At 36.8% G+C, this 23,392-nt stretch carries 25 protein-coding genes, 1 tRNA gene and 7 pseudogenes; 12 read left to right on the top strand and 21 right to left on the bottom strand.

Going from position 1 to position 23,392, the window contains the following annotated elements:
* Positions 1–13: 13 nt before the first annotated feature.
* Both DYY66_RS06290 and DYY66_RS06285 read right to left on the bottom strand, forming a co-directional pair.
* Complete coding sequence (locus DYY66_RS06290; protein ID WP_166287160.1) at positions 14–1,330, bottom strand: ThiF family adenylyltransferase; 1,317 nt, start codon at positions 1,328–1,330, stop codon at positions 14–16.
* Positions 1,331–2,578 (bottom strand): threonine synthase, encoded by a 1,248-nt coding sequence (locus tag DYY66_RS06285; RefSeq protein ID WP_166287157.1) that lies wholly within the window; start codon positions 2,576–2,578, stop codon positions 1,331–1,333. It abuts the gene before it with no gap.
* Positions 2,579–2,781: 203 nt separating this feature from the next.
* On the opposite strand from DYY66_RS06285, the gene DYY66_RS06280 reads away from it, so the two are divergent.
* A complete protein-coding gene (locus DYY66_RS06280; protein WP_166287155.1) occupies positions 2,782–3,279 on the top strand; it encodes a hypothetical protein in 498 nt (165 codons plus the stop codon).
* A gap of 3 nt (positions 3,280–3,282) precedes the next feature.
* On the opposite strand, the gene hisI is transcribed toward DYY66_RS06280, so the two are convergent.
* From hisI to DYY66_RS06225, 13 genes and pseudogenes are all read right to left on the bottom strand, one after another.
* On the bottom strand, positions 3,283–3,612 hold the full coding sequence (gene hisI, locus DYY66_RS06275; RefSeq protein WP_166287152.1) for a phosphoribosyl-AMP cyclohydrolase: 330 nt from the start codon (positions 3,610–3,612) through the stop codon (positions 3,283–3,285).
* A gap of 36 nt (positions 3,613–3,648) precedes the next feature.
* Positions 3,649–4,452 (bottom strand): imidazole glycerol phosphate synthase subunit HisF, encoded by an 804-nt coding sequence (gene hisF, locus DYY66_RS06270; protein ID WP_166287149.1) that lies wholly within the window; start codon positions 4,450–4,452, stop codon positions 3,649–3,651.
* A complete protein-coding gene (gene hisA / locus DYY66_RS06265) occupies positions 4,449–5,156 on the bottom strand; it encodes a 1-(5-phosphoribosyl)-5-[(5-phosphoribosylamino)methylideneamino]imidazole-4-carboxamide isomerase (protein ID WP_166287146.1) in 708 nt (235 codons plus the stop codon). Before hisA ends, hisF begins: the two co-directional genes overlap by 4 nt.
* On the bottom strand, positions 5,153–5,758 hold the full coding sequence (hisH, locus tag DYY66_RS06260; RefSeq protein WP_166287143.1) for an imidazole glycerol phosphate synthase subunit HisH: 606 nt from the start codon (positions 5,756–5,758) through the stop codon (positions 5,153–5,155). Before hisH ends, hisA begins: the two co-directional genes overlap by 4 nt.
* The gene (hisB, locus tag DYY66_RS06255) at positions 5,759–6,346 is read right to left on the bottom strand and encodes an imidazoleglycerol-phosphate dehydratase HisB (protein ID WP_166287140.1); all 588 of its coding nucleotides are present in this window, start codon (positions 6,344–6,346) and stop codon (positions 5,759–5,761) included.
* Between the two features lie 25 nt (positions 6,347–6,371).
* Positions 6,372–7,358 carry an HAD family hydrolase gene (locus DYY66_RS06250; RefSeq protein ID WP_166287137.1) on the bottom strand — a complete coding sequence of 329 codons (987 nt, stop codon included), beginning with the start codon at positions 7,356–7,358 and terminating at the stop codon, positions 6,372–6,374.
* The gene (hisC, locus tag DYY66_RS06245) at positions 7,355–8,425 is read right to left on the bottom strand and encodes a histidinol-phosphate transaminase (RefSeq protein ID WP_166287134.1); all 1,071 of its coding nucleotides are present in this window, start codon (positions 8,423–8,425) and stop codon (positions 7,355–7,357) included. The genes DYY66_RS06250 and hisC overlap by 4 nt, the downstream gene beginning before the upstream one ends.
* Positions 8,422–9,145 (bottom strand): annotated as a pseudogene (hisD, locus tag DYY66_RS14390) (histidinol dehydrogenase); the annotation flags it as partial. The pseudogene hisD and the gene hisC, both read right to left, overlap by 4 nt.
* 1 nt (position 9,146) lies before the next feature.
* Positions 9,147–9,586 (bottom strand): annotated as a pseudogene (locus tag DYY66_RS14385) (histidinol dehydrogenase); the annotation flags it as partial.
* A 23-nt stretch (positions 9,587–9,609) separates the two neighbouring features.
* On the bottom strand, positions 9,610–9,830 hold a 221-nt coding region (locus DYY66_RS14380; protein WP_255496234.1), incomplete at its 3' end, for a histidinol dehydrogenase.
* Positions 9,831–9,865: 35 nt separating this feature from the next.
* Positions 9,866–10,837 (bottom strand): ATP phosphoribosyltransferase, encoded by a 972-nt coding sequence (gene hisG / locus DYY66_RS06235; protein WP_166287131.1) that lies wholly within the window; start codon positions 10,835–10,837, stop codon positions 9,866–9,868.
* Between the two features lie 40 nt (positions 10,838–10,877).
* Entirely contained in the window at positions 10,878–12,131 is a 1,254-nt protein-coding gene (locus DYY66_RS06230; protein ID WP_166287128.1) for a hydroxymethylglutaryl-CoA reductase, degradative, read from the bottom strand.
* Position 12,132: 1 nt separating this feature from the next.
* On the bottom strand, positions 12,133–13,233 hold the full coding sequence (locus DYY66_RS06225; protein ID WP_166287125.1) for a PQQ-dependent sugar dehydrogenase: 1,101 nt from the start codon (positions 13,231–13,233) through the stop codon (positions 12,133–12,135).
* 83 nt (positions 13,234–13,316) lie between these two features.
* On the opposite strand from DYY66_RS06225, the gene DYY66_RS06220 reads away from it, so the two are divergent.
* Positions 13,317–13,421, top strand: a tRNA-Met gene (locus tag DYY66_RS06220).
* Positions 13,422–13,435: 14 nt separating this feature from the next.
* On the opposite strand, the gene DYY66_RS06215 is transcribed toward DYY66_RS06220, so the two are convergent.
* Positions 13,436–14,761 carry a tRNA(Ile)(2)-agmatinylcytidine synthase gene (locus DYY66_RS06215; RefSeq protein ID WP_166287122.1) on the bottom strand — a complete coding sequence of 442 codons (1,326 nt, stop codon included), beginning with the start codon at positions 14,759–14,761 and terminating at the stop codon, positions 13,436–13,438.
* Positions 14,758–14,988 (bottom strand): Lrp/AsnC ligand binding domain-containing protein, encoded by a 231-nt coding sequence (locus DYY66_RS06210; RefSeq protein ID WP_166287119.1) that lies wholly within the window; start codon positions 14,986–14,988, stop codon positions 14,758–14,760. The genes DYY66_RS06215 and DYY66_RS06210 overlap by 4 nt, the downstream gene beginning before the upstream one ends.
* An 82-nt stretch (positions 14,989–15,070) precedes the next feature.
* On the opposite strand from DYY66_RS06210, the pseudogene DYY66_RS14375 reads away from it, so the two are divergent.
* The 5 genes and pseudogenes from DYY66_RS14375 to DYY66_RS06195 form a co-directional block, all read left to right on the top strand.
* A pseudogene (locus DYY66_RS14375) lies at positions 15,071–15,637 on the top strand (diphthamide synthesis protein); the annotation flags it as partial.
* A gap of 132 nt (positions 15,638–15,769) precedes the next feature.
* Complete coding sequence (locus tag DYY66_RS14370) at positions 15,770–16,255, top strand: diphthamide synthesis protein (RefSeq protein WP_255496232.1); 486 nt, start codon at positions 15,770–15,772, stop codon at positions 16,253–16,255.
* Between the two features lie 33 nt (positions 16,256–16,288).
* A complete protein-coding gene (locus DYY66_RS06200) occupies positions 16,289–16,843 on the top strand; it encodes an exosome complex RNA-binding protein Csl4 (protein WP_166287113.1) in 555 nt (184 codons plus the stop codon).
* A gap of 4 nt (positions 16,844–16,847) precedes the next feature.
* Positions 16,848–17,069: pseudogene (locus tag DYY66_RS14365) on the top strand (prephenate dehydratase domain-containing protein); the annotation flags it as partial.
* A 1-nt stretch (position 17,070) separates the two neighbouring features.
* On the top strand, positions 17,071–17,728 hold a 658-nt coding region (locus tag DYY66_RS06195; protein WP_255496221.1), incomplete at its 5' end, for a prephenate dehydratase.
* Here the strand turns inward: DYY66_RS06195 and DYY66_RS06190 are convergent.
* The 4 genes and pseudogenes from DYY66_RS06190 to folP form a co-directional block, all read right to left on the bottom strand.
* Complete coding sequence (locus tag DYY66_RS06190; protein ID WP_166287111.1) at positions 17,725–18,189, bottom strand: hypothetical protein; 465 nt, start codon at positions 18,187–18,189, stop codon at positions 17,725–17,727. The genes DYY66_RS06195 and DYY66_RS06190 overlap by 4 nt on opposite strands.
* Before the next feature lie 36 nt (positions 18,190–18,225).
* Positions 18,226–19,395: pseudogene (locus DYY66_RS06185) on the bottom strand (IMP dehydrogenase); the annotation flags it as partial.
* A gap of 1 nt (position 19,396) precedes the next feature.
* The coding region (locus DYY66_RS14360) for an IMP dehydrogenase (RefSeq protein WP_255496219.1) at positions 19,397–19,727 on the bottom strand (331 nt) is incomplete at its 3' end.
* A 30-nt stretch (positions 19,728–19,757) separates the two neighbouring features.
* Entirely contained in the window at positions 19,758–20,624 is an 867-nt protein-coding gene (gene folP, locus DYY66_RS06180) for a dihydropteroate synthase (RefSeq protein WP_166287109.1), read from the bottom strand.
* A gap of 36 nt (positions 20,625–20,660) precedes the next feature.
* On the opposite strand from folP, the gene DYY66_RS06175 reads away from it, so the two are divergent.
* The 5 genes and pseudogenes from DYY66_RS06175 to DYY66_RS14345 all read left to right on the top strand — a co-directional run.
* Complete coding sequence (locus DYY66_RS06175; RefSeq protein WP_166287107.1) at positions 20,661–21,401, top strand: 6-hydroxymethylpterin diphosphokinase MptE-like protein; 741 nt, start codon at positions 20,661–20,663, stop codon at positions 21,399–21,401.
* A gap of 43 nt (positions 21,402–21,444) precedes the next feature.
* Positions 21,445–22,008, top strand: coding sequence for a hypothetical protein (locus tag DYY66_RS06170; protein WP_166287105.1), 564 nt, complete (start codon positions 21,445–21,447; stop codon positions 22,006–22,008).
* Positions 21,989–22,642 carry a glutamine-hydrolyzing GMP synthase gene (gene guaA, locus DYY66_RS14355; protein ID WP_255496215.1) on the top strand — a complete coding sequence of 218 codons (654 nt, stop codon included), beginning with the start codon at positions 21,989–21,991 and terminating at the stop codon, positions 22,640–22,642. Before DYY66_RS06170 ends, guaA begins: the two co-directional genes overlap by 20 nt.
* Positions 22,620–22,796: pseudogene (locus tag DYY66_RS14350) on the top strand (GMP synthase (glutamine-hydrolyzing)); the annotation flags it as partial. The gene guaA and the pseudogene DYY66_RS14350, both read left to right, overlap by 23 nt.
* Position 22,797: 1 nt before the next feature.
* Positions 22,798–23,392: pseudogene (locus tag DYY66_RS14345) on the top strand (GMP synthase (glutamine-hydrolyzing)); the annotation flags it as partial.

The raw sequence follows: 23,392 nt of genomic DNA, 5'->3' as shown, positions 1-23,392 counted from the left end.
ATCTCAGAAAAAATTAAGCGTTAACTAATTTTTTGTATAGTGTAATTGCTGAGCTCTCATCTTTCTCGCCAACAATTACAGCAGAACCACGTTTTAAGAAACTCACATAGATATCATTAGATGAAATTGATAATCCAAGTTCGCCCTGATTTTGTACTTTGAAACCTTTCTCTGATGCCGCATTAGTTATCTTTGGAACATCAATCTCAATCATCGTAGTAGGTGTGATAGAAAATGTACGTTTTCCCCTATTACGTCCACAAAGCTCTTCTATGATTAGTTCTTGAGTTGGTAATTCTTCACGTTTGCCAGAACCACACTCAGGACATTCATCTACCTTGCTAAAAGTAGCAGTATTGAAATCCAAATTATCAAGATCAATGTAAAGCAATTTGTTTGCCAACGTTGGAGGTCTTCCTATTAGAATTTTTACTGCTTCTGCAACTTCTATTCCTCCAACAATAGACAGTATTGATGGATGAACTCCTTCTGTACTACATGTAGGCATGGAATTTTCATCAAGTGATGGAAATATGCAATGATAGCATGCAGTTTGGTGTGGCAGGATAGTAAACACCTGTCCTGAAACTCCTACTGCTGCGCCGGTCACAAATGGAATATTTTTTTTGATACATGCTTTGTTAAGAGAATATCTAGCGTTAACACTGTCAAGTGCATCGATTACAACATCACATCCCTCTACTACATCTAGTGCAGTATAGTCATTTACAGAGACAGGCAATGCCTCAATTATTACCTCAGAGTTCATTTTTTTCAACTTTTTTGCAGCAACTTCAACTTTGATCTGACCTACATCAGATTCATCAAACATTGTTTGTCTATGCAAATTTGATATTTCTATAACATCTCTATCAACAATTCTTATCGTGCCTATTCCCATAGCAACCAATCGTGCCACTATAGGATTACCTAGTCCACCTACTCCAACAACACATGCTTTTGATTTTTTAAGTTTGATCTGACCTTCATAGCCAATTTCTTCCAACATCACTTGTCTTGAATATCTTTCAAGATCTTTACTGGAAAGTTCTGAACCACCTGCAACTGCCGGTAATACATAAATTTCATCTCCATCATTTAGTGCGGTTCCCATCCCTCCAGAAAATCGCATATTTTTTCCATTTACGTATATGTTGATAAGTGATCTTGGTGATCCATCAGGATTAAGAACTCGTCTTTTGAATTCATCACCCAATTGTTCTGAAATTTTAGTAAATGCTTCAGAAAGGGTAACTGCTGCCAAATCAATTTTTTTTTCTCCTCCGCCTTTGTTCAGTACAGAAGGAATAGTGAATTTGATATTTGCCATCTATCTCACCAATGCCAAGATTTTGCCAACATCTGCCTGCATTACTTGAGGCTTTGGAAGCATTTCCATCATAACTTCTGTTGTTTTTAGTCCGTTACCAGTAACATAGCATACAGTGCAATCATTCTTGTCAATTTTTCCTTCATCAACCATTTTTTTCAATACAGCAACAGAGACACCGCCTGCTGGCTCTGTAAATATGCCTTCAGTCTTGGCTAGCAACAGTATAGCATCCAATATTTCTTTGTTGTTTGATTCTTCGGCAAAACCATTGTATTGTTTTAGACGTCGTAATACATACTGACCATCCCCAGGATCACCAATGGCTAAACTTTTGGCTATTGTATCTGGTGTTTCTACAGGAGTCACTTCTGAGAGATGTTTCTTAAAGGCGTCTACAATTGGTGCGCATCCACGAGGTTGAGCTGCAATCATATGCATGTTAGAGACTTGATTGATCAGAGATGTACTTTCAAGTTCTTCAAATCCTTTACAAATTGCATTTAACATTGCTCCACTTCCAACTGGTACAACAAGTTGATCTGGTACTTTCCAGTCAAGTTGTTCTGCTACCTCATAGGCCAGTGTTTTAGATCCTTCAACATAGTAAGAACGCATGTTTATGTTCACTATTCCTATTCCTTTGCTATCACCTATCTGTGCAGCAATTCTATTTGCATCATCATATGTACCGTCAACTGAAATAAAATTAGCACCATAAGAGAGAGCTTGTGTTATTTTTGCATGTTCAATGTCACTTGGTGCAAATATGTAACATGGAAAATCTCCTTTTGCTGCATGAGCTGCAGTAGCTGATGCGAGATTTCCTGTTGATGCACATCCCACTGCAGATAGACCAAATTCTTTTGCTTTTGATACAGCTACACCTGCGGGCCTGTCTTTGAATGAAAAAGTAGGATTTACTGAATCATTTTTTATGTAAAGATTATTCAGACCTAGTGCCTTACCTAGTTTTTCTGCTTTAATCAATGGAGTCATTCCAGCTCCAATACTGACTATGTTAGATTTGGACTCGATTGGTAAGAGTTCATGATAACGCCAATAGGTATGTTCACGATTTGAAAAAGTATTTTTGTTTACAGATGGAAAGTCATAACATACGTCAAGGGGGCCAAAGCATTCTTCGCATATATACTTGAATGTAGGAGCGTACTCTTTCTTACATTCTCTACACTGTAGAAACTTTATTTTTCCCAAGATAACTCTGACTTTTGTAAAATAGTACATAAAAAATCCTAATATGAATTTAAGTGGGACTTAATTTATGGAATGATAAGATTAAGTAAAAATTAACATAAATCCAGCTACAAATTTAGAAAAGATCGAACAACAAAATAGGTTACAATCTGGAAATTGCGTAAATTAAGAGATTTTATGAATTTTTTACAATTAGAAGAAATATTAATGATAACATCAAACGAAACTCAAAATTGAAAATAAAAGAGAGAACAAGAAAGAAAAAACATACTGGAACAATAGTTGGAATAATCATAATAGCAGGCATAGTTGCAGCCGCAGCTTATTCTTATTACCATCAAAAAGAAATAGACATACAGCAATGGAAATGGGTTTCCTCTGGTCCATTTTCAATTAATAAAAATCAATACAAACTAGGAGAAAATATTTTCATGGTGGTAAGTGGATTACAGCCAACAGATGTAGGAGAAATTGATGTTGTGGATCCAAAAGGAGATGCGTTTACCAAGATACCATTTAATGGAACAATGAAATCTAGTTTTAAACAATTTTTCAAACCAGATACTGAAAGAACTCTTGCACTATGTAATGCCACGGACCTAGTAGGCCAGTGGAGTATAGTATTCAAAGGAGTTTCATACAAATCCATACCGTTTGAGATAGTAAATGATTGGATTCCAGGTTCACAGGCAGAATTAGCTCCTGTGCCCAAAGGATTAGATCCCTGCTAGAGGCTATTTCTCAAGAACATTGTGGAAGCATACTCTATCTCCGGTATGGCATGCAGGTCCACTTGGTTCCACTAGATATACAATTGCATCTGAATCACAATCTACCAAGATTTCTTTGACCTTTTGCACATTTCCAGATTCCTCACCTTTCATCCACAATTTATTTCGCGATCTGCTCCAAAACCAAGAATTACCAGTCTTTTGCGTGAGTTCAAGAGACTCTTTATTTGCATATGCAAGAGTTAGAACTTCTTTAGTGTGAATATCCTGAACAATTACAGGTACAAGACCGTCACTTTTTGCAAAATCAATATCATTTATCTTTTTATTCATTACAACATCCTTTTGCATCAGAGCCCTATTTCTCTGTTATAGTCTAACAGGAACTCCATTTTCTTTGAGATATTCTTTTACTCTATCTACAGAATGAGTTTGATAGTGAAATATTGATGCGGCCAGTGCGGCATCCACATTAGTTTGTAAAAAGACATCAAGCATGTGTTTAGGTTTGCCACATCCTCCGGATGCTACAACAGGTATGTTTACGGCATTTACTATTTCTTTGATAAGCTGTACATCATATCCTTCTTTTGTTCCATCCATATCGATACTTGTTAACAGAATCTCTCCTGCTCCAAGCTTTTCCACCTCTTTTGCCCACTCTATTGCATCAAGGTTGGTGGGAGTTTTTCCTCCATAAATGTAGACTTCGAACCAAAACTTTTTTGAATCAGACTTGAAGATGTGCCTGTCATCTTTTATCTCATAATTACGTTTTACATCCATGGCTATCACAATACATTGTTTACCAAAGATTTCCATCAATTTTGTTATTATTCCAGGGTTTTTCACAGCTCCTGTATTAATAGCAACCTTGTCAGCTCCACTAAGAAGAATATCTCTTGCATCCTGTAAGGTCTTGACACCTCCACCTACAGTAAATGGAATATCAATTACTTGAGCTACTTTTTGTACAAGACTTTTGATTGTCTCTCTTTGTTGTTCAGAAGCTGTTATGTCAAGAAATACTAGTTCATCAGCACCTTCGTGACTATATTTTTCCGCAAGTAAGACAGGGTCGCCTGCATCTTTTATTGATTTAAAGTGCATTCCCTTCACTACTCGTCCATTATCAACATCAAGGCAAGGAATTACTCTCTTGGTTAAAGTCATGCTAGTGTCTTAACCTCCTCTACAGATATCTTTCCATCATATAACGCCTTACCTAGAATTACCCCAGCTGCACCACATTTTTTTACATTTACAATATCTTGCAAATTAGATATCCCTCCACTTGCTATAACATTTACATTTTTTATGTCACATGATTTTTGTAAGGACTCAAGATCTGGACCATGTAGTGTTCCATCTCTTTCTACCGTGGTTATGAGAAATTGAGAGTAACCAAGCCTTACAAAATTTTCAATTCCTGGAATAAGTTCTATTCCAGTGTTTTCTTTCCATCCACTTATCACAATTTTGCCACCCATCTGATCTGCAGATATCACAATTCTTTCTTTTCCAAATTTCTTTGAGACTTCTTCGAGGATCTCTTTATTTTTAAAAGCAATAGTTCCAAGTACTACCTTGGAAGAAAATTGTAATGCATTTTCTATTATTTCCTTTGTACGTAAACCACCTGCAGCCTCAACCGGTATAGAGACCGATTCTGTGATTTTTTTAATTGTTTGAAGGTTTGAACCCGTTCCAAGTGTGGCGTCTAAATCTACTACATGAAGCATATCTGCACCTGCTTTTTCCCATTTTTTTGCCATCCCAACAGGGTCAGAACTGTATACAGTTTTGTTTTTCGGATCTCCCTTTACTAGTCGTACTACTTTGTTGTCCATAATGTCAATGGCAGGAATTACTTTCACTTTTTGCACACTCGTAAAAAGTTCTTGATCATAATAGAGCCAACTTTGCTTGATTTTTCAGGATGAAATTGAGTTCCAAATAATGTGTGATTTTCGATTACCGCAGGCACGTTTATTCCATAATCAGAATCGGCCTTGATGATTTCTTCATTTTTTGGTTTTACTCGGTAGGAATGAACAAAATAAACCCATGAACCTTCCTTGACTCCATCTAACAACACACTTGATTCTTTTATCTGAAGATTGTTCCAACCCATGTGTGGAATCTTGAATTTATTTGGAAGAAGTATAACCTCGCCGTCCAAAACTCCCAGTCCTCCAAGTTTTCCTTCCTCACTTTTCTCAAAGAACATCTCCATGCCCAAGCATATACCCAATACAGGAATCTGATTCTTTACCAAATCTTGGAATTCAATTTTTGAGGTATGGAGGCTCTTTATTGCAGGATCAAAGTTTCCCACTCCAGGCAAAAGTAAGCCAGAATAATTATTTATTTTGCTGAGGCTAGTTATGATATCTACTTCTGCATCATTTTTTTCTAGTGATGATTTGAGACTGAATATGTTTCCTGCTCCATAGTCAAATATTGCCACTTTGACCATTTACATGGCACCTTTTGTACTTGGTATTCCTTTTTGCTTGTGATCATAACCTGCAGCTGTTCTCCAAGCCACTGCAAATGCCTTTATCGCAGCCTCAATCTTGTGATGATCGTTGTCTCCATATTTTACAGACACGTGCATGCAGATGTTGAGATTCTGAGCCAGTGATCGGAAAAAGTGTTCCAGATCTTCTTTTGAAATTTCTTCGATCTGGTTTCTCTTAATAGACAAATCAATCCTTTGATACTGTCTTTTGACAAGATCTAATGATGCCTCTGCAAGAGATTCATCCATCGGTACTGAAGCATAACCAAATCTTACAATTCCAGATCTGTTACCCAAAGATTGATCCATTGCATTACCTAGAGCTATTGCTGCATCCTCGATTAGGTGATGATCTATTCCATCCATCGACTTTGCATTCAGTTTAAGATCAAGCATAGCATGTTTTGACAGAGATACAATGAGGTGATCAAGAAATGGCAAACCTGTTTTAACAGAGATTTTCCCAGTTCCATCCAGATTTACCTCAACTAGTACCTCGGTTTCCTTAGTTTTCCTATTGATGTGTGCTTTTCTAGATTTCATTAAAATCCCCGAGTAGAGAAGGGGTTTATGCCTCAACCAGATTTAATGTCTTCGGAATTAGATCTATTGATTGGACTATAATGTCGGCGTGGTTGCTCTCAAATAGAGATTTTTTTGCTTTAGGATCATTGCTGGTACCATATACACCACAAAATATTGTAGATATGCCAGATTCATCAGCCTTGCGTGCCATTAGGTAGTCTTCCATGGAATCGCCTACATATAACGAGGTAGTTCCATTCATGCCTTTAATTGATGATACAAGAGATTGAGGGTTTGGCTTTGCCATTTCACGTGGTTCGTCTTCTAGAAATTTTGAATTATCCAGATCAAATTCTTGGAATAAGTTCCTGAGTGAGTATTTTGCAGATAAATGCCCCCTACCTGTTACAATAGCAATTTTTTTTCCAAACCTACCATGTAGTTTTGTAACAAGATCTTTATTCAAGATCACAACATCATTTTCAATCAATCCAGGACCATCAAAAAACTCTGAGTTTCTTTTGTATAGTTGTTGATACAACTCAGAACCATAAAATATTTCATCAAATATTGATGAGAGAGGATTTTGAAATTTTTTACCTGGATATGATAATTTTTTTCTAATGTCAGAAACATCAGCGTTTATAGTATTCATGTATTTCTCAACAGAGTTTATTCCACTATGGTCTGCATTTTCAATTACTTTGAGAATGAATTCGGAGAAAGGTTCGTTTCTTTTCTTTGCTGCAACAATAGCAAGTATCAATGCATATGTAACATCAATTTCGTCATTAAAACCGCCACTAGCTTTGAAACCTTCTATCATTTTTGTTGTCACCAATACCGATTCATTTACTTGTATCATTTCTTTGAGGATAAAATCTACAGTTTTTTTTATGGCCAAATCGTAAGAGTTTGACACATCGACTAGTACTCCATCGCAGTCAAATACTATGGAGTCTAATTTTTTTATTTTCTCAATTTTTGTTAGATCTATTATGATCCCTTCTTGTATTTCCTTTAGAGTCAATTCAGTAAATCCCGTATGGCGGTAAGAAACTTGGAATTCATATCTTGTGAACCTACTGTAACTCGTAGGCAACCCTCATGAGAGCCAACTTTTCCGAGATTCTTTATCGATATACCTTGTTCAATTAGTGCTTTGTAAATTCGTTGACTGGAACCCCCAGCAACAAAGAGGACAAAATTTGCTTTTGAATCAAATACCTCAAATATCTTCATTTGTTGCAGGTTAGCAATAATTCGTGAACGTTCTTTCTTGACAAGATTTGCAACATCTGTAAAATATTTTGATTGTCGTAGAGTCAGTATGCCAACCTCTATTGCCAATGTATTCAACGGGTAAGGATACTGGATCACTCTTGTGAATGTGTCAATTATCTGCGCATTAGCCACAAAATATCCCACTCTTAGTCCTGCCAATCCAAATGATTTAGACAAGGTCCTAAGTACGATAAGGTTATTGATCTTTTTTACCATCTCTACAACAGAATAATCAGAAAATTCTACGTATGCTTCATCAATGATTACAAGACCTTTGAATTCACGGATCAACCTTTCAAGATCTCTTTTCTCAAATTGAAATCCGGTTGGATTGTTTGGTGTATCAAGATAGAGAATACTAGCTTTCTTGGAGTTTGACAAGAATTTTTCCAGGTTAAGAGTCATACTCTTGTCAAATGGAATTTTTAGTGTAGGAATGGAATAAAGCTTACATCGTTCTTCAAAGAATCCAAAAGTTGGATCAGATGTCAGTATTTTAGTTTCTTTAGAAGCAAAGTTACTTAGAAAAAGATCAATGATCTGATCAGAGCCATTCCCAACTCCGATCATTTCTTTTGGCATTCCTATATACTTGGAGATATCTTGGACTAGTCTTTCTGTTCCTCCCAACGGATATTCTCTGACGTCCATGTTTTCTTTTGCATCGTTTATCATTTTTCTGAGGAAATCATCAGAGACTGCATAGTTTTCGTTTGAATCTAGTTTTATCACATTCGAGTGTTTTTCAGGTTTTTTGTAACCTGTAAGTTTGGAATATTTTTCCAATTCCTTTGCAAACCAGTCTTTTTTCATGACAATCTACCCTTTACTGCCTCATAGTGATTTGGCAAGCCCTCTGCTTCAGTCAAGGCTTTCATGTATTTTGAAATTTTCTTTAATGCAGATTCTGAAGATTCTACCTGTGTCTGTATCTTCATGTAATCTAGAACTCCTAATGAACCTCTAGTTCTGCCAAATCTGTTAGTTGGAAGTATGTGATTTGATCCTAGCAGGTAATCACTAGCTGATGATGGGGTATTCTTTCCTATTAGTACCAGTCCTGAAGATCTTATTTTCTTTGCTAACTGTTGTGGTTTTTTTGTGATTATTTCAAGATGTTCGGGAGCTAGTTTGTTTACAAAATCGATCATTTGTTGTTCCGTATTACACATGGCAATAAATCCATTTTTTTGTAAACTCTCTTTTACAATCAAAGATCTCTTGATTGTTTTAATTTTTTTCTGTAATGATTTCAGTACGGAATCTTTTAGTTTTGGAGAATTTGTGATAAGACAACACATGGTATCAGGACTGTGTTCTGCCTGAGAAATCAGATCAAGTGCAACAAGTTCTGCATCTGCAGTAGCATCTGCAATTATAGCAAGCTCTGTAGGTCCTGCTACCATATCAATTGAGACCACCTCACTGACCAGTGATTTTGCAAGTGTAACAAATGCACCACCTGGGCCCACTATCTTGTCTACCGGAGGTATTGTCTCGGTGCCATATGCCAATGCTGCAATGGCCTGAGCANAACAAATGCACCACCTGGGCCAACTATCTTGTCTACCTGAGGTATTGACTCGGTGCCATATGCCAAGGCTGCAATGGCTTGCGCTCCACCTATTCTATAGAACTGGTCTACACCGCAAATGTCTCCAGCGACTAGTGTTAGTGGATCTATCTCACCTTTTTCATTAGAAGGAGACACTGCTATTATTTTCTTAACACCGCAACTTTTGCTGGAACAACAGACATTACAATAGTACTAGGATATCTCGCTTTTCCACCAGGAATGTAACATCCTACAATATCAATTGGTGAGAATGTTTTTTTTATTACAACTCCATCCGCTGTTACAGATACATCTAGTAGATTTTTTCGCACAGCGTTCTCAGATTTTTCTAGTCTTGTTTTTGCAAGTTTTATTCCAGCAATCTGTTCTTTTTTGACTTTAGAGTATGCAGACTTGATCTCTTGTGGTGTAATCTGTAATNCTTGTTTTTGCAAGTTTTATTCCAGCAATTTGTTCTTTTTTGACTTTAGAATAAGCTGACTTGATCTCTTGCGGTGTAATCTGTAACGAACGAATTTGTGTGCCGCTAAACTTTGTTTCATACTCCTTGAGAGCATTGTCTTTTCGTTTTTGTACATCAGATATTATTGACAGTACTTTTCGTCTTACTGCGTTATTCGTTTTTGGTCTCACAGATTCCATAATAGAATCCATGTCTTTGATATCGATGATTCGCATCAACTTTCTTCATCACGTTTTATCTCCTCAAGTGCCAGTATCTGTTTGGGTTCATGTACTACTAGACCTTGAGCGATTTTTCGTAATTTCGGAATCATTTTGTGAAATTCAGACTTTGGAATTACTGTGTTTATGCCATACCATCCTTTTTCACTAAGAGGGCTTATTGTAGGACGTTTGAGAGAAGGTAGCTCACGTAATAATCTGTCAAGGTGTTCTTCTTGTACATTCAGAAATAGGTGTAGATATTTTTTTCCTTCTACTGCACCTCTCAACATAGTTACTATGTCATAGATTTTCTCTCGTTTTGATTTGTCTTTTAGAGATGTTTTATTTGCAATTAATACTGCAGATGATTCCATCACAGTTTCGATTATTTTCAATTGATTTTGTGTCAAAGTAGTACCAGTCTCTGTTACATCTATTATGGCATCAACATCCTCCGGAGGTTTTGCTTCTGTTGCTCCAAAAGAGAGGAAGATCTGGATGTTCTTATTAGTACCTTGACTTAACCATGGTGTTACAATGATTGGTTGCTTTGAGCCATAAAGTTTCTTGTAGCTTTTACATTGCATGATAAACTTGGCTGTTGTATTCAGGTATTCTGAAGAAATTCGCAGTATTTTTTTCTTCTTTGCATAAGATACAATCATGTCATCTAATGATTTGAAATTATAAGAATCAGGGATTGCAATTACAAGTCTTATTTTTCCATATTCTAAATCAAGAAGTATTTCCACATCAGAGTTTGTTTCTTTGACCCAATCTCTTCCCGTTATACCTACATCATATAGACCTGCAAATACTAAATTCGGAATTTCTTGAGGACGCAGCATTTTAACTGAAATTTTTGGATCGTCCAGTATCACGCGATAGGTTCTGTCTCTTCTAACTACTCGTGTCCATGATCTCTCAAGTATCTTAAAAGTGGCTTCCTCTATGCTACCTTTTGGAACAGCAAATTTTACCAACGTAGTCCTAACAAACTTCTTTGGATATATATTTAGTCGCCTAGAGATTCTCTAGAATTTCCTTTGCCCGGGTTACTGATATGTTTCCTTCTCTAGTCATTTGGGCTATTACACTAGCCATCTTTTCTTGTGGAACCCCAGCACTTGCGGCTATGTTTTGTGCATGTAGTTTCATGTGTCCTTTTTGTATTCCTTCTGAGGCCAGTGCTCTTATGGCACTGAGATTTTGTGCAAGTCCTGCAGCTCCTATAATACAAGACAGTTCACGAGCAGATTTTACGCCTAGAATTTTTACACATGTCTTTATCATTGGATGAATGTTTATGATTCCACCAACTATTCCTACTGACATTGGTACTTCGATCTCCCCAACTAAATTGCCATCTTGATTCTTTTTCCATTTGGTAAGTGATGAATACTTGCCGTGCCTTGATGCATATGCGTGTGCTGCTGCTTCTATTGCTCTTGTGTCCTGCCCAGTAGAATTTGCAACTGCAATTATTCCATTCATTATTCCTTTATTGTGAGTAACAGCTCTGTATGGATCATTTGCAGCAAACTCATAAGCCCAGATTATGTTATCAATAATATCTTCTCCTCCCAAATCTTCTTTGTCAAAAATAGCTGTACCCTTTACCAACCTTTTTGTTGAATAATTAGACAATATTTTTAGAATCACTCTCCCTCCAGTTATTTTTTCAATCATAGGTGCAATTGCTTCACACATGGTGTTGGTCACATTAGCACCCATTGCATCTCCTACATCAATTAGGATCTCAACAACAAGCATAGAGCCTGACTCTGTCATGACCTCTTTACATGAAACTTTTTTTGCACCCTTTCCCATTGTTGAGAGAGTTTTACTTTTTGAGTTTGCAAGAACAAGGATCTCCTCTGATTTTTCTATGATTTTTGAAATAACAGATTTTACATCGATATCTACAACTTGGACTTGGCCAATACTGTATGAATCATCAGCTTCCATTATGAAACCTCCGTGTTTTCTTGCAATCTTGGCTGCTTTTGATGCAGCTGCAATAACTGATGGTTCCTCAATTACCATCGGAATGAGGTAATCCTTCCCATTTATTTTGAAATTTGTAGCTATACCAAGTGGATATGATACGATTCCAATGGCATTTTCAACCATGTTGTTGGCTTGATCAAAATTAATGCCTCCATCATTCTTTAGAGTTTGAATATCCTCTTTTGAAAGATTTGAGAATGATTCTAGCGCTTTTAATTTTTCATCCCTTGTCTTTTCATGGAATTTTGGAATTGATGAATCAGACAATTTATTTGATCACTCTCAATAACTTGTCGTCTGTTTTGTCTGGAAATCCTTGCCCATCTGTGTTTCCTGTAAGTATGTACAGGTAATCATCAGGCCCCACGCCAACCTCGCGAATTCTTCCCAAGCCATCCAATATGATCTTTTGTGATGTTACATTGCCATTAGCAATAGGAATCTGATACAAGATATTTCCACGGAGAGTGGCAAGTATTAGGCTATTTTTGAAATCAAGTTTTCCGGATGGACCATAATATGCAATCCCTGCAGGTTCTATGCTGATATTATAGCAGCTAAGAGCAGATTGATACTCTGTTGAACCAGAACACTCTTGGTTTGGCCATCCATAGTTTTTGTCTTTCTTGATCATGTTTATCTCATCATTTTTTGTTGGTCCTTCCTCAGTCTCATAGAGATTTCCTTGATAGTCCCATGCTAGACCCTGTGGGTTTCTGTGACCAAATGAATACACTGGTGAATTGGGATTGGGATTGTCACTCGGGATAGAGCCGTCATCATTTAGTCTCAATATTTTTCCAGCAAGAGATGTCTTATCTTGGGCAGCATTCTCGTCTGTTGCGTCACCTGTGCCGATGTAGAGTTTGCCATCAGGACCAAATTTGATTACACCCCCATCATCAAATTCAGCACCTGGTATCTTATCCAGTATCACCTTTGCATCGACAATCTTGTCATTGGATTCGGTGATTCTTAGCACTTTATTCCATAGTTTATCACCTTCCTTGTACGTATAGTAAACATAGAGAAAATGGTTTTTTACAAAATCTGGATGTGTTGTTACTCCAAGAAGACCTGCATCAGAAATATCAGCAACTCGAAAATCAGCGACAGAGTCGTTAACAAGTATACCGCTATCTATAACTCTCAGCCTCCCAACTTTTTCAGTAAAAAAGATTTTTCCATCACCAAATGTTAATGCCCATGGTTTTTGTAAATTTGTTGCAACAACTTGTACTGCATCAGTTCCTGCAGAACTTGTGGTAGTTGGTTTTGGAATTACGATGGAACCTGATGGTGATGTGATAATTAAGATTGAAGCTGCAACTGCAGCTACTATTGCCAATATTCTAGTTTTTTTATCCACAGGACTGAGACTTTAGAAATCCTATTAATTATTTCTAAATTCTTTTAAAGAGTATATATCACCCTGGAGGCTTTTCTCCACTTAGCGGGGTGGGGAAGTCAGACTAAGGGGCTAAGTCATCCCGGCGGGCTCATAATCAATACTGATGAGATACCCGCAAGTCAGTAGTTCAAATCTACTCCCCGCTATCTTCAAAACAACTCTAGTTTGCTTTAGAAAACCATCTTTTTGAATTGTTAAACTTCATCTTGGTGTTAATTTTGCCAATTCTTTGCATTGGACGTGTCAGATGCCTATGTGCAGAGACCACTGGCAAGTAGAATTGTTTTTTTATCTGCCTAGGGATCTCTTGTCTGATTTTTGTCATACTAGTATTTCCACATTTTGAGCATTGGTAGCCCTGGCTTTTTCCCTTTGATTTCATATGCTTGTCACATCTTTTACAAATCGGATTTACCATAATCACGTGTTTTTTAAGATCAAGTATCTCAAGAAATTCCACATTTAGAACTTGTTTGTGTTTTTTTGAAGATTTTCTTACGCCACCTCCAATTTTCACCAAATCTCCTTCCATCATTTTTTCTGCAATAGTAGCAAGTCTAGTTGGTTTGTATACAGCACATTTTACTGTGGTTCCATTCGCAGATATGGAAAAAAATACATGGCCGCCAATAACTGTTTGAGGTTTCTTAGATATTTTTCCAATTACATAGCCAGAAGAAAATGGTTTTAGAGTTTCAACGTCAAGCTCATTTTGTAGGTGATCACCTGTACCTTGATTTGAGCGAAATACCATATATCCACAGAATTTTTCGTTTGATTTGACAAGGGATGCACCTTTTATTACAGCATCAGGATCTTCTCCACGCACACCAAAGAGCACCGGATCAGGACCATGTGGTGCAATCAGCACACGATTCTTTGACTCGTCAAAACTGTTGAATGTTTTTGGGAATGTGAGTTGTTGCATTTTTTTTACACTATCTTTGAGAATTTCTCTCTTTTTACCAAGATTTTCCTTATCACGGTATGAGATTAACTCAAATGTGTGATCCCTAAAGTCGTACCCTATTGCACCTATTGCACCTATCAACCCCTGACCATTACCAAGATGATATGTTTCAAGTCCATTGTCTTCAATGAATTTTTTTACTTCATTTCTTCCCACTAGTCTGTATAATGCCATCTTGCCAAATTTAGCAAAATTTTCTGGAATCTCTTTGTGTTCGTAAAAAACTAGCCCCGGATTTGCACCATCATCTACAGCAGAATACTTTTGGATGTATTTGATAATGTTTTTTTTAATCAGCTTGGGTTTTTGAGTCTTAATTTTTAATGCAACCGCTCCATTTCCTCTGGTTTTCCATGGCACATTGGGATTAAATCTAATTAGGTACGGATAATCAATGAATTTTACTTTCTCTTTTTTTAGATATTCTACTACTTTGTATGCAAGAAAAGTGGTACACATTCCTTTTCTGGAATCAGTATCATCAAAGCCAATATGAAGAACAGACGTTTCTTTCATTCGATTACAGTCATGGTAAGAGTAGAACGTACATTTTTGAGTTGCCTTATGCTGTTTGAGATTGTTTTCTTTAGCGTCTCATTATCTGGAGCCTCTACCTTTACCACCAGATCATAGGCACCGTACAGAACATAGACGTACTTTACGCTTGCCATGTTTTTTAGCTGGTTTAGTAGTTCGTTTTCTGCTCCTAATTCAGCATTTATCAATACAAAGGCAATAGGCATTCATTTGGTCTTTCAAATGTACGATATTAAATATTGTGGCAGTTCGTTTGATTTAAATTAAAAAAACAATTGTCGATAGCGATTGATAGTAATAGACGAGAAAAAGATTTTCGAGGAGATAGAAAAAAGAAAACCCGTTTCAGTGGCACTAAATGGTCCTGATGGAATAATACCAAAGATCCAGGACACTGCTTCAAGAGTGATGGCAAGATTCGGAATTCCTGCATACGTATTAGCAGATAGCTGTTTTGGTACTTGTGATCTCAACTCAAACGGCGCTAAGGTACTTGGAGCAGAAATTCTGTTTCATATAGGTCACACCATCAATTCAACGAGTTTTGGTGACAACATAATTCTCATTGATGCCTTTGATGATATTTCATTTGAAAATATTGCAAAAAAATGCGCAACAGAGATCAAGGAAAGAACAGTTTCGCTAGTTACAGATAGCCAACACTTGCACGAAATTGACAAGGTGCGGAAAATACTGGAAGAAAATGGAGTTACAGTAAAGATTGGAAAGGGCAAGGGTCAGCTAAATGACGGTCAGGTATTTGGGTGCGAATTCTATCCTGTTACGGAGACCAAAGACATGGTTGAGGCAAACGTATTCTTGGGTCAGAGCAATTTTCATGCAGCTGGGATAGCANAGGGTCAGCTAAATGACGGTCAGGTATTTGGGTGTGAATTCTATCCTGTTACAGAGACCAAAGACATGGTTGAGGCAAATGTATTCTTGGGTCAAAGCAATTTTCATGCAGCTGGAATAGCGNCCAAAGACATGGTTGAGGCAAACGTATTCTTGGGTCAGAGTAATTTTCATGCTGCTGGGATAGCACTGTCAACCAACATACCGACATATGTGCTTGATCCGTATTTTAATGAGGTAAGAGAGGTCACTGAATTTGCAAGAACGTTACAGAAGAAAGCAATACTGACAATTTACAAGGCTGCAGAGGCAGAGACGTTTGGAATAATCATTGGACTAAAAGAAGGACAATTTTCAAAAGTTACTGCACTCAAGTTCAAAAAGGAATTGGAAAGCATTGGAAAGAAGGTTCAGTTGTTTGCCATAACAGAAATTTCAGATGACAGACTACGTAATCTTAAGGGAATTGATGCCTTTATCCAAGTCGCATGTCCAAGAATATCAACTGACAATCATTTTCACAAGCCAGTCTTATCCACACCCCAGGCAAACGCATTGCTTAAGATATTAAAAAAAGAAGGCATCGAGGGATTCTTGCAAATTCCTCACTGGCTATAAACAATTATAATCATCAAATCTCAAATCAAGGCATTGTCTCAAAAACCAACCCTTCCAGGAGATAAAATTGCAATAATTGAAGAATTTGAAATGGGTGATAATACCTTTGATGATGGTCAGTCAATAAGATCACTAGTAATAGGTACTCCAGAATTTGACAAGACAAACCGTATAGCAAAAATCAACGAAATGCGAAAACCAGCAGTTGCTAAATCAGGTGATGTAATAACAGGAAATATTTCAGCGTTAATGAATAACATGTTTGCAATAAACATCTTGTACATAAACGGAAAACCCACCCATTCTGGCCTAGAATGTATTTGTCAAGCAAAAGGGGCAAAGAAACGAATTCTTGTAAGAGTAGGCGATATAGTATCCGCAAAGATAATCAATCTTCTCAATGGTGTAGTACATGCAACGATTGGCGAACCTGAACTTGGAGTTCTATTTACCCAGTGTAACAAATGTGGAGCAAAAGTTGTTGCAATGGGTAGTAACATAAAATGTGTAGATTGTGGATACATAGAAGAGAGAAAGCTATCAACCAGATTTGGAAACAGCGATTTTATAAAATTCAACTCCAACTAAGAACATGTTAAAAGTAGCATTCCAAGGAGAGCCTGGAGCATATAGTCAAGCTGCGGCAGTTAGTTTTTTCAAAGATTCAATTGATACCATGCCACACCCTACATTTTATGATGCATTAGATTCCACAGAGAATGGAAGATCAGACTATACTATACTCCCTATAGAAAATTCACTTGAGGGAAGTGTAGGCGAAAGCTATGATTTACTACTTACCACAAAGCTCAACNAGAAAATTCACTTGAGGGAAGTGTAGGCGAAAGCTATGATCTACTACTTACTACAAAGCTCAGTGCTGTAGGCGAGATATATCACAGAATATCTCATTGTCTTATTGGTTTACAAGATTTGGAAAAAATTGATACAGTTTATTCACATCCACAGGCACTTGGTCAATGCAGAAAATTCATCCAAGAGAATCACTTGAAGCCCATACCAACTTATGATACTGCCGGCAGTGTGAAGATTCTCCTAGAGTTAAACAAGAATAACATTTCATGCATAGCTAGCAGAAAGGCTGCTGAGATATACAATGTTCCAATAATAAGAGAAGGAATAGAAGACAACTCAAACAATTATACAAGATTTCTCATCTTGGCAAACAAGAAAAAAGAAAGAACTTCCAAAGACAAGACATCAATAATTTTTGCAATAAAACATGTTCCAGGTGCATTGTATAGCATTCTTGAAAAATTCAACACTAATAATATCAATTTAACAAAAATTGAATCCCGTCCTACAAAGAGCACACCTTGGGAATACAATTTCTACGTAGATTTTGAAGGCCATCAAGATGACAAAAACATTCAAGATACTCTTGAGAAGATCAAGGGAAACACAACATTTCTAAAGATATTAGGTTCCTATCCACGAGCTGAATTAATCTAGAACCCTTTTGGTCTTCGGATAGAAAATGCTGCACTGATTCCAATTATCAAAACTCCTGAAGATATCACTATGAGATGTGATGTGAATATTATCGGATTGGTGACTGCTTCTAGTTTTCCAGTTACGTGAAGCATGGAACCTCCAGCATTTGTTATGTTTATGAAATGTTTTCCATTCTCAAGACTGTACCAGTCAAAACTGACTTGCTTTTGAAAATCTTTGTCTACTTGTAGACCTGTACCTGGTGTCTTCATGTGTACATGGAATGAACTTCCAGTAACATTAAGAAACTCATGATAATGCTTTTCTGCATCAAACTGAAAGACGTCACTTTTTCCAATATCTACTGTATCATTTACATCATGTGCATTACTTGTTATCGTTTGTAACAGAAAGAATGTACCCAATACAACTGCAACTAGACCGATTCCAATTCCAGCTGCAGATTTTTTTGTAAGCATTGTGAAAAATTAATTCATGATTATATTTAAAGTAAATTACATCAATTCGACATCATGTGGTTGACTTTCTGCATATCCTGCAGTTGACATTTTGATGAATTCTGCATTCTGTTGCATTTGTGGAATATTATTTGCTCCACAATAGCTCAAGCCAGAACGAATTCCTCCCGTTAGTTGTTTTATTATATCAGTGACACTTCCTTTGTATGGAACCATTGCCTCAACACCTTCTGCTACATAATCATTGAGATCTTCTACCAATGAAGCATTACTGGTTTCTTTATTTTTCCTTCCAAGAGCTGCATAAAATGATGCCATGCCTCTGTAGATCTTGTATCGTTTGCCATTTTTCATCATAAATGAGCCTGGACTCTCATCTGTTCCACCCAACAAACTTCCAACCATCACAGTTGATGCTCCTGCTGCAAGTGCTTTTGTTGCATCACCTGATGTCCTTACACCACCATCAGATATTATTGGAATATCATATTTTTTGCCAACTTGTGCGCAGTCCATTACAGCAGTTAGTTGTGGCACTCCAGAACCAGTGATTACTCTAGTAATGCATATCGAGCCAGAACCTACTCCTACCTTTACTGCATCCACACCAGCCTTGATGAGATCTTCTGTGCCTTGAGCAGTTGCTACATTTCCTGCAATCAATTCACAGTTTGGAAATGCTTTTTTTATCAAGCGAACAGTATTGATTGCATTTTCACTATGTCCGTGTGCAATATCTACTACTATAACATCAGCACCTGCATCAAGCAATGCTTCGGTTCTTTCCATAAAATCTCCTTTTACACCAACTGCTGCACCAACCAATGGTCTTCCTTTTTTGTCCTTTGATGCTTGCGGATAATTATCAGCATTAATGATGTCTTTACTAGTTATCAATCCCTTGACATGTCCTCTTTCATCTAAAAGCGGTAATTTTTCAATCAATTTTTCCGTAGTATGTCTTTGGCTTCGCCTATATCCACTCCAAATTTTGCAGTAATGACATCATTTGTCATTACTTCTGTGACCTTTTTGCTTTCATCTTTAGATTCCAACATAACAATATCTCGTCTTGTCAATATTCCAACAAGCTGGCCTTGGCCATCTGTTACAAGTAGTCCTGATGCTCCTTTTTCTCTCATGGATTCTATGGCTTCACGCACGGTCTGATCTGGATTTATTGTATATGGGTTTTCAATTATTATGNATTCTATGGCTTCACGCACGGTCTGGTCTGGATTTATGGTATATGGATTTTCAATTATTATACTACCTGAGCGTTTTGTTTTGAGTACTTCGTTTACCTGTTCTGAAATAGTGAGAAATCTATGTATGATTCCAATTCCTCCTTCCCTTGCTATTGCTACTGCCATGGCAGATTCAGTAACAGTATCCATATTTGCACTGATGATCGGTATGTTAAGAGAAATATTTTTTGAAAGTTTTGTCTGCAGGTTTGTTTGAGATCTAGTAACAATTCCTGATCGTTTAGGAACAAGGAGTACATCATCAAATGTTAATCCTTCCCTTATTTCCAACGAAACCTTCTTGATTAGAATGAAAATCTGTTATAAGCCTTTCTTGAGACTTTTCAAGTTTTTTACGATCTTGACAATATCATTTGTAGCCTTGACATTATGAGTTCGTATTATATCAGCACCATTTAGAACAGCAAAAGTTTCTGCTGCAAGAGATCCATAAAGTCTCTTATCAGGATCGGTCTCACCCAATAGTTCTCCTATGAATGACTTTCTTGAAATTGAAATAAGAATTGGATGTTCTTGTTTTATGTGCTTTAGATTTTTCAATACCAGCATGTCTCTTTGTAGCCAATCAGAATTGATTTTTGTAAACAACACACCTTGTGCTTTTTTTCTAAAGAAACCAATAGCTGGATCTACTACTATTTGGCTTTCTGGAATTCCAGATTTTAGTGCAAGTGCAACACTTTGACCAATCAGTTTTCTTGCTTGTATGATTTGATTTCCCTTGACCGGTTCATTGCTAAATGCGCACAAAACAACAGATGGACCGTATTTCTCAAGTACATTAACCATATTTTTGTCATATTTTAGTCCTGAAACATCATTAACTATTTCTACACCTAATTGAAGAGCCACTTCTGCCACCTTTGCCCTACATGTATCAATTGAGACAGGTAATTTTGAAACTTTTTGGATTGCATTTATAGCGTTTGTAATTCTTTTGATCTCTTTATCTTCGGATATCAGGGTCTTGATATATGGAGCAGTAGACATGCCGCCAACATCAATAAAATCTGCACCATCCTCTTCCATTAACTTGGCAGTTTTTTCTATCATTTTTTTATCAGTGAATACTGATTTTTTATAAAATGATTCTGGACTGGTGTTAATTATCCCCATTACTCGTATTGGACTAGAACCGCCCACTCTTACTCTTGCCAGTCTATGCATATGGTTTATGATTAACCCAGATACATTTAGACTTACATGACTTTGGATGGCTGGCAAGAAAAATATCTAGAAATTCTAAAAGAATTCAACTATGACAGATCAAGTGAAATAAAGTCAGCAAAGATCCTTGATTCAATTCTAAAGATTAAATTCGGTACAGATGTTCTAGAGAGAAAAATTAAAAACAAAACTGTTTTTGTCATAGGAGCAGGACCATCTTTGATTGCATCCCTGCCATATCTTAAAAAATTCAAAAACATTACAAAGATTGTTGCTGATGGTGCTACACAAGCAATGCTTGAAAATGAAATAATACCAGATATCATAGTAACAGATCTTGATGGAAACATGGAGTCTCTCAAAAAAGCATCAGAAACTGGATCAATAATGATTGTACATGCACATGGAGACAACATCAGAAGATTGCCACATGCAATATCATTCAGATACTGTATAGGCACCACAGAGGATAGACCCTCGGGAAAAATTAGAAACTTTGGCGGATTCACAGACGGTGATAGATGCGTATTTCTTGCAAATCATTTTGGCGCATCCAAAATAATCATGATTGGAATGGATTTTGGGATTCACATAGGAAAATATTCCAAAGTAGGAATATACAACAAACCAATAAAGATAAAAAAGCTAAGAAGAGGGAAATCGCTCTTAGAATGGCTTGCTTCAAAGAGCAATATCGATCTCTATACAACATCTCAATCAATATCAGGATTCAAAGATGTGAAATTAGCAGATCTTCAAAGGCTGGTCAGACAATAGCACATGTTTGAATATTTATTATCCATTTGGCAATAGAAAAAACATGAGTTATTCAGAGGAGAATCTGCGTGACATTTTAGAACTAAGAGAGTGGATCTCTGAAGAGATTGAAAAAAGAGAAAAAGAGATAGACAAATTTAGGCAGAATCTCCGCATTCTTGATTCTCTTGTAAAGCAATCAAGTTTCAGTAAAGCATCTTCTCTGGTATCCAATAAACAGAATGTACAACAAAGCCAACAAACATCTTCATCTTCTTCTGTCATTCCCATCAAGACACCAGACAATAAAATTTTAGCAAACGCACATGTTACTTCTGATGAGCTAGTGATCATTCCATCAGAGGATGTTATGTTAGATATTGAAATGCATCCATTCAAGTCATTTTTCTTGGGCAGAATAATTGGAGGAATGGAAAATCAAGATAAAACAGATGTGCAGAACGGCAAGATTTCACAAAACACAGCAATATCATGTCTAGTGAATAAAGACGGCAATAGAATTAGAGAAATTCTCATTAAAAATTATCGCCAAAAGGAAAGAGTAACCGAGATAATAAATACAGTAACATGGTCATTTTCCAGAATGATTGAGAATTCTCAAAAGTGATATCATGGACAAGATAATTGTATTAGATTTTGGTTCGCAGTATAGTCACCTCATTTGTAGAAGAATTAGAGAATTTTCAGTCTACTCTGAACTTGTCCCATATAACATACCACTAGAAGAATTAAAGAAAATGAATCCAAAAGGAATAGTATTCAGTGGAGGACCTGCAAGTGTGTACAACAAGGATTCACCACAACCAACAAACGGAATATTTGAGATAGGACTCCCCGTGCTTGGCATTTGTTATGGTCATCAATTAATTGTGAACAAATTTGGAGGTAAGGTTAAGCGTTCTCACAAAGAATATGGATCTTCGTTGCTTAGCATAGATAACAACTCTGATCTACTTGCGGGTATGGGTCAATCAACAAGAGCATGGATGAGTCATGGTGACGCTGCAGAAAGCTTGCCTGAAGGATTCAAAGTAATAGGACATACAGAAAATTCTTTTGCTGCGGCAATTGCAAATAAGCAAAAAATGGTATATGGCATTCAATTTCATCCAGAAGTAGTTCATACTGAAAATGGAGTTCAAGTTCTCAAGAATTTTGTTCTAGACATATGTAAGGCAAAACAAGATTGGACCTTGGAGAATTTTATAGAATCAAACAGTGTCAGATATTTCAAAAATTGATGGTGATGTGTTATGCGGAATAAGTGGAGGTGTTGATTCTACAGTAGCTGCAGTGTTGATTCAAAAGGCGATTGGAGACAGACTCAAGTGTGTTTTTGTAGACAATGGTCTTTTACGAATGAATGAAGAAATGGAGGTAGAAAATATGTTTGAGNAAAAGGCGATTGGAAACAGACTCAAGTGTGTTTTTGTAGATAATGGTCTTTTACGAATGAATGAAGAAGTAGAGGTAGAAAACATGTTTGCAAATAATTTTGGGATGAATTTTACAGCAATAAATGCAAAAGAGAGATTTCTTACAAGACTCAAAGGAGTAACAGATCCTGAACAGAAACGAATGATTGTTGGAGAGGAATTTGTCAAAGTGTTTACAGAATTTGCTGAAAAGAATGGCCCGTTCAAATGGCTAGGACAAGGCACGCTCTATCCAGACGTAATAGAAAGTGGAGTTTCAAAAGGCCCAGCGGCTGTAATTAAAACTCATCATAATGTTGGTGGATTACCATCATGGCTTAACTTGCAAGTATTGGAACCTCTCAGGTTTCTTTACAAAGACGAGGTAAGAAAAGTAGGCAAAATTCTAGGTGTTCCGGATAAACTTCTTAATCGTCATCCATTTCCAGGACCTGGTCTTGCAGTGAGAATAATGGAAGAAGTAACTCCAGAAAAATTACAAATTGCAAAACAGGCAAGCAAAATTGTTGAGAGCGAGCTTGAATCATCAGGATGGTACCATAAGGTTTGGCAGGC

The organism is Candidatus Nitrosotalea sp. FS (genome assembly GCF_011319475.1).
Classification (GTDB): domain Archaea; phylum Thermoproteota; class Nitrososphaeria; order Nitrososphaerales; family Nitrosopumilaceae; genus Nitrosotalea.
The sequence above is the reverse complement of the archived record's forward strand: the minus strand, read 5'-3'. Positions and strand labels throughout refer to the sequence as shown.

Bases quoted from the DNA above. Each gene is read 5' to 3' on its own strand.
- DYY66_RS06290 (WP_166287160.1), bottom strand. From the start codon at position 1,330: ATGGCAAATATCAAATTCACTATTCCTTCTGTACTGAACAAAGGCGGA.
- DYY66_RS06285 (WP_166287157.1), bottom strand. From the start codon at position 2,578: ATGTACTATTTTACAAAAGTCAGAGTTATCTTGGGAAAAATAAAGTTT.
- hisI (WP_166287152.1), bottom strand. From the start codon at position 3,612: ATGAATAAAAAGATAAATGATATTGATTTTGCAAAAAGTGACGGTCTT.
- hisF (WP_166287149.1), bottom strand. From the start codon at position 4,452: ATGACTTTAACCAAGAGAGTAATTCCTTGCCTTGATGTTGATAATGGA.
- hisH (WP_166287143.1), bottom strand. From the start codon at position 5,758: ATGGTCAAAGTGGCAATATTTGACTATGGAGCAGGAAACATATTCAGT.
- hisB (WP_166287140.1), bottom strand. From the start codon at position 6,346: ATGAAATCTAGAAAAGCACACATCAATAGGAAAACTAAGGAAACCGAG.
- hisC (WP_166287134.1), bottom strand. From the start codon at position 8,425: ATGAAAAAAGACTGGTTTGCAAAGGAATTGGAAAAATATTCCAAACTT.
- DYY66_RS06215 (WP_166287122.1), bottom strand. From the start codon at position 14,761: ATGAAAGAAACGTCTGTTCTTCATATTGGCTTTGATGATACTGATTCC.
- DYY66_RS06210 (WP_166287119.1), bottom strand. From the start codon at position 14,988: ATGCCTATTGCCTTTGTATTGATAAATGCTGAATTAGGAGCAGAAAAC.
- DYY66_RS14370 (WP_255496232.1), top strand. From the start codon at position 15,770: ATGGTTGAGGCAAACGTATTCTTGGGTCAGAGTAATTTTCATGCTGCT.
- DYY66_RS06190 (WP_166287111.1), bottom strand. From the start codon at position 18,189: ATGCTTACAAAAAAATCTGCAGCTGGAATTGGAATCGGTCTAGTTGCA.
- folP (WP_166287109.1), bottom strand. From the start codon at position 20,624: ATGCATAGACTGGCAAGAGTAAGAGTGGGCGGTTCTAGTCCAATACGA.
- DYY66_RS06175 (WP_166287107.1), top strand. From the start codon at position 20,661: ATGACTTTGGATGGCTGGCAAGAAAAATATCTAGAAATTCTAAAAGAA.
- DYY66_RS06170 (WP_166287105.1), top strand. From the start codon at position 21,445: ATGAGTTATTCAGAGGAGAATCTGCGTGACATTTTAGAACTAAGAGAG.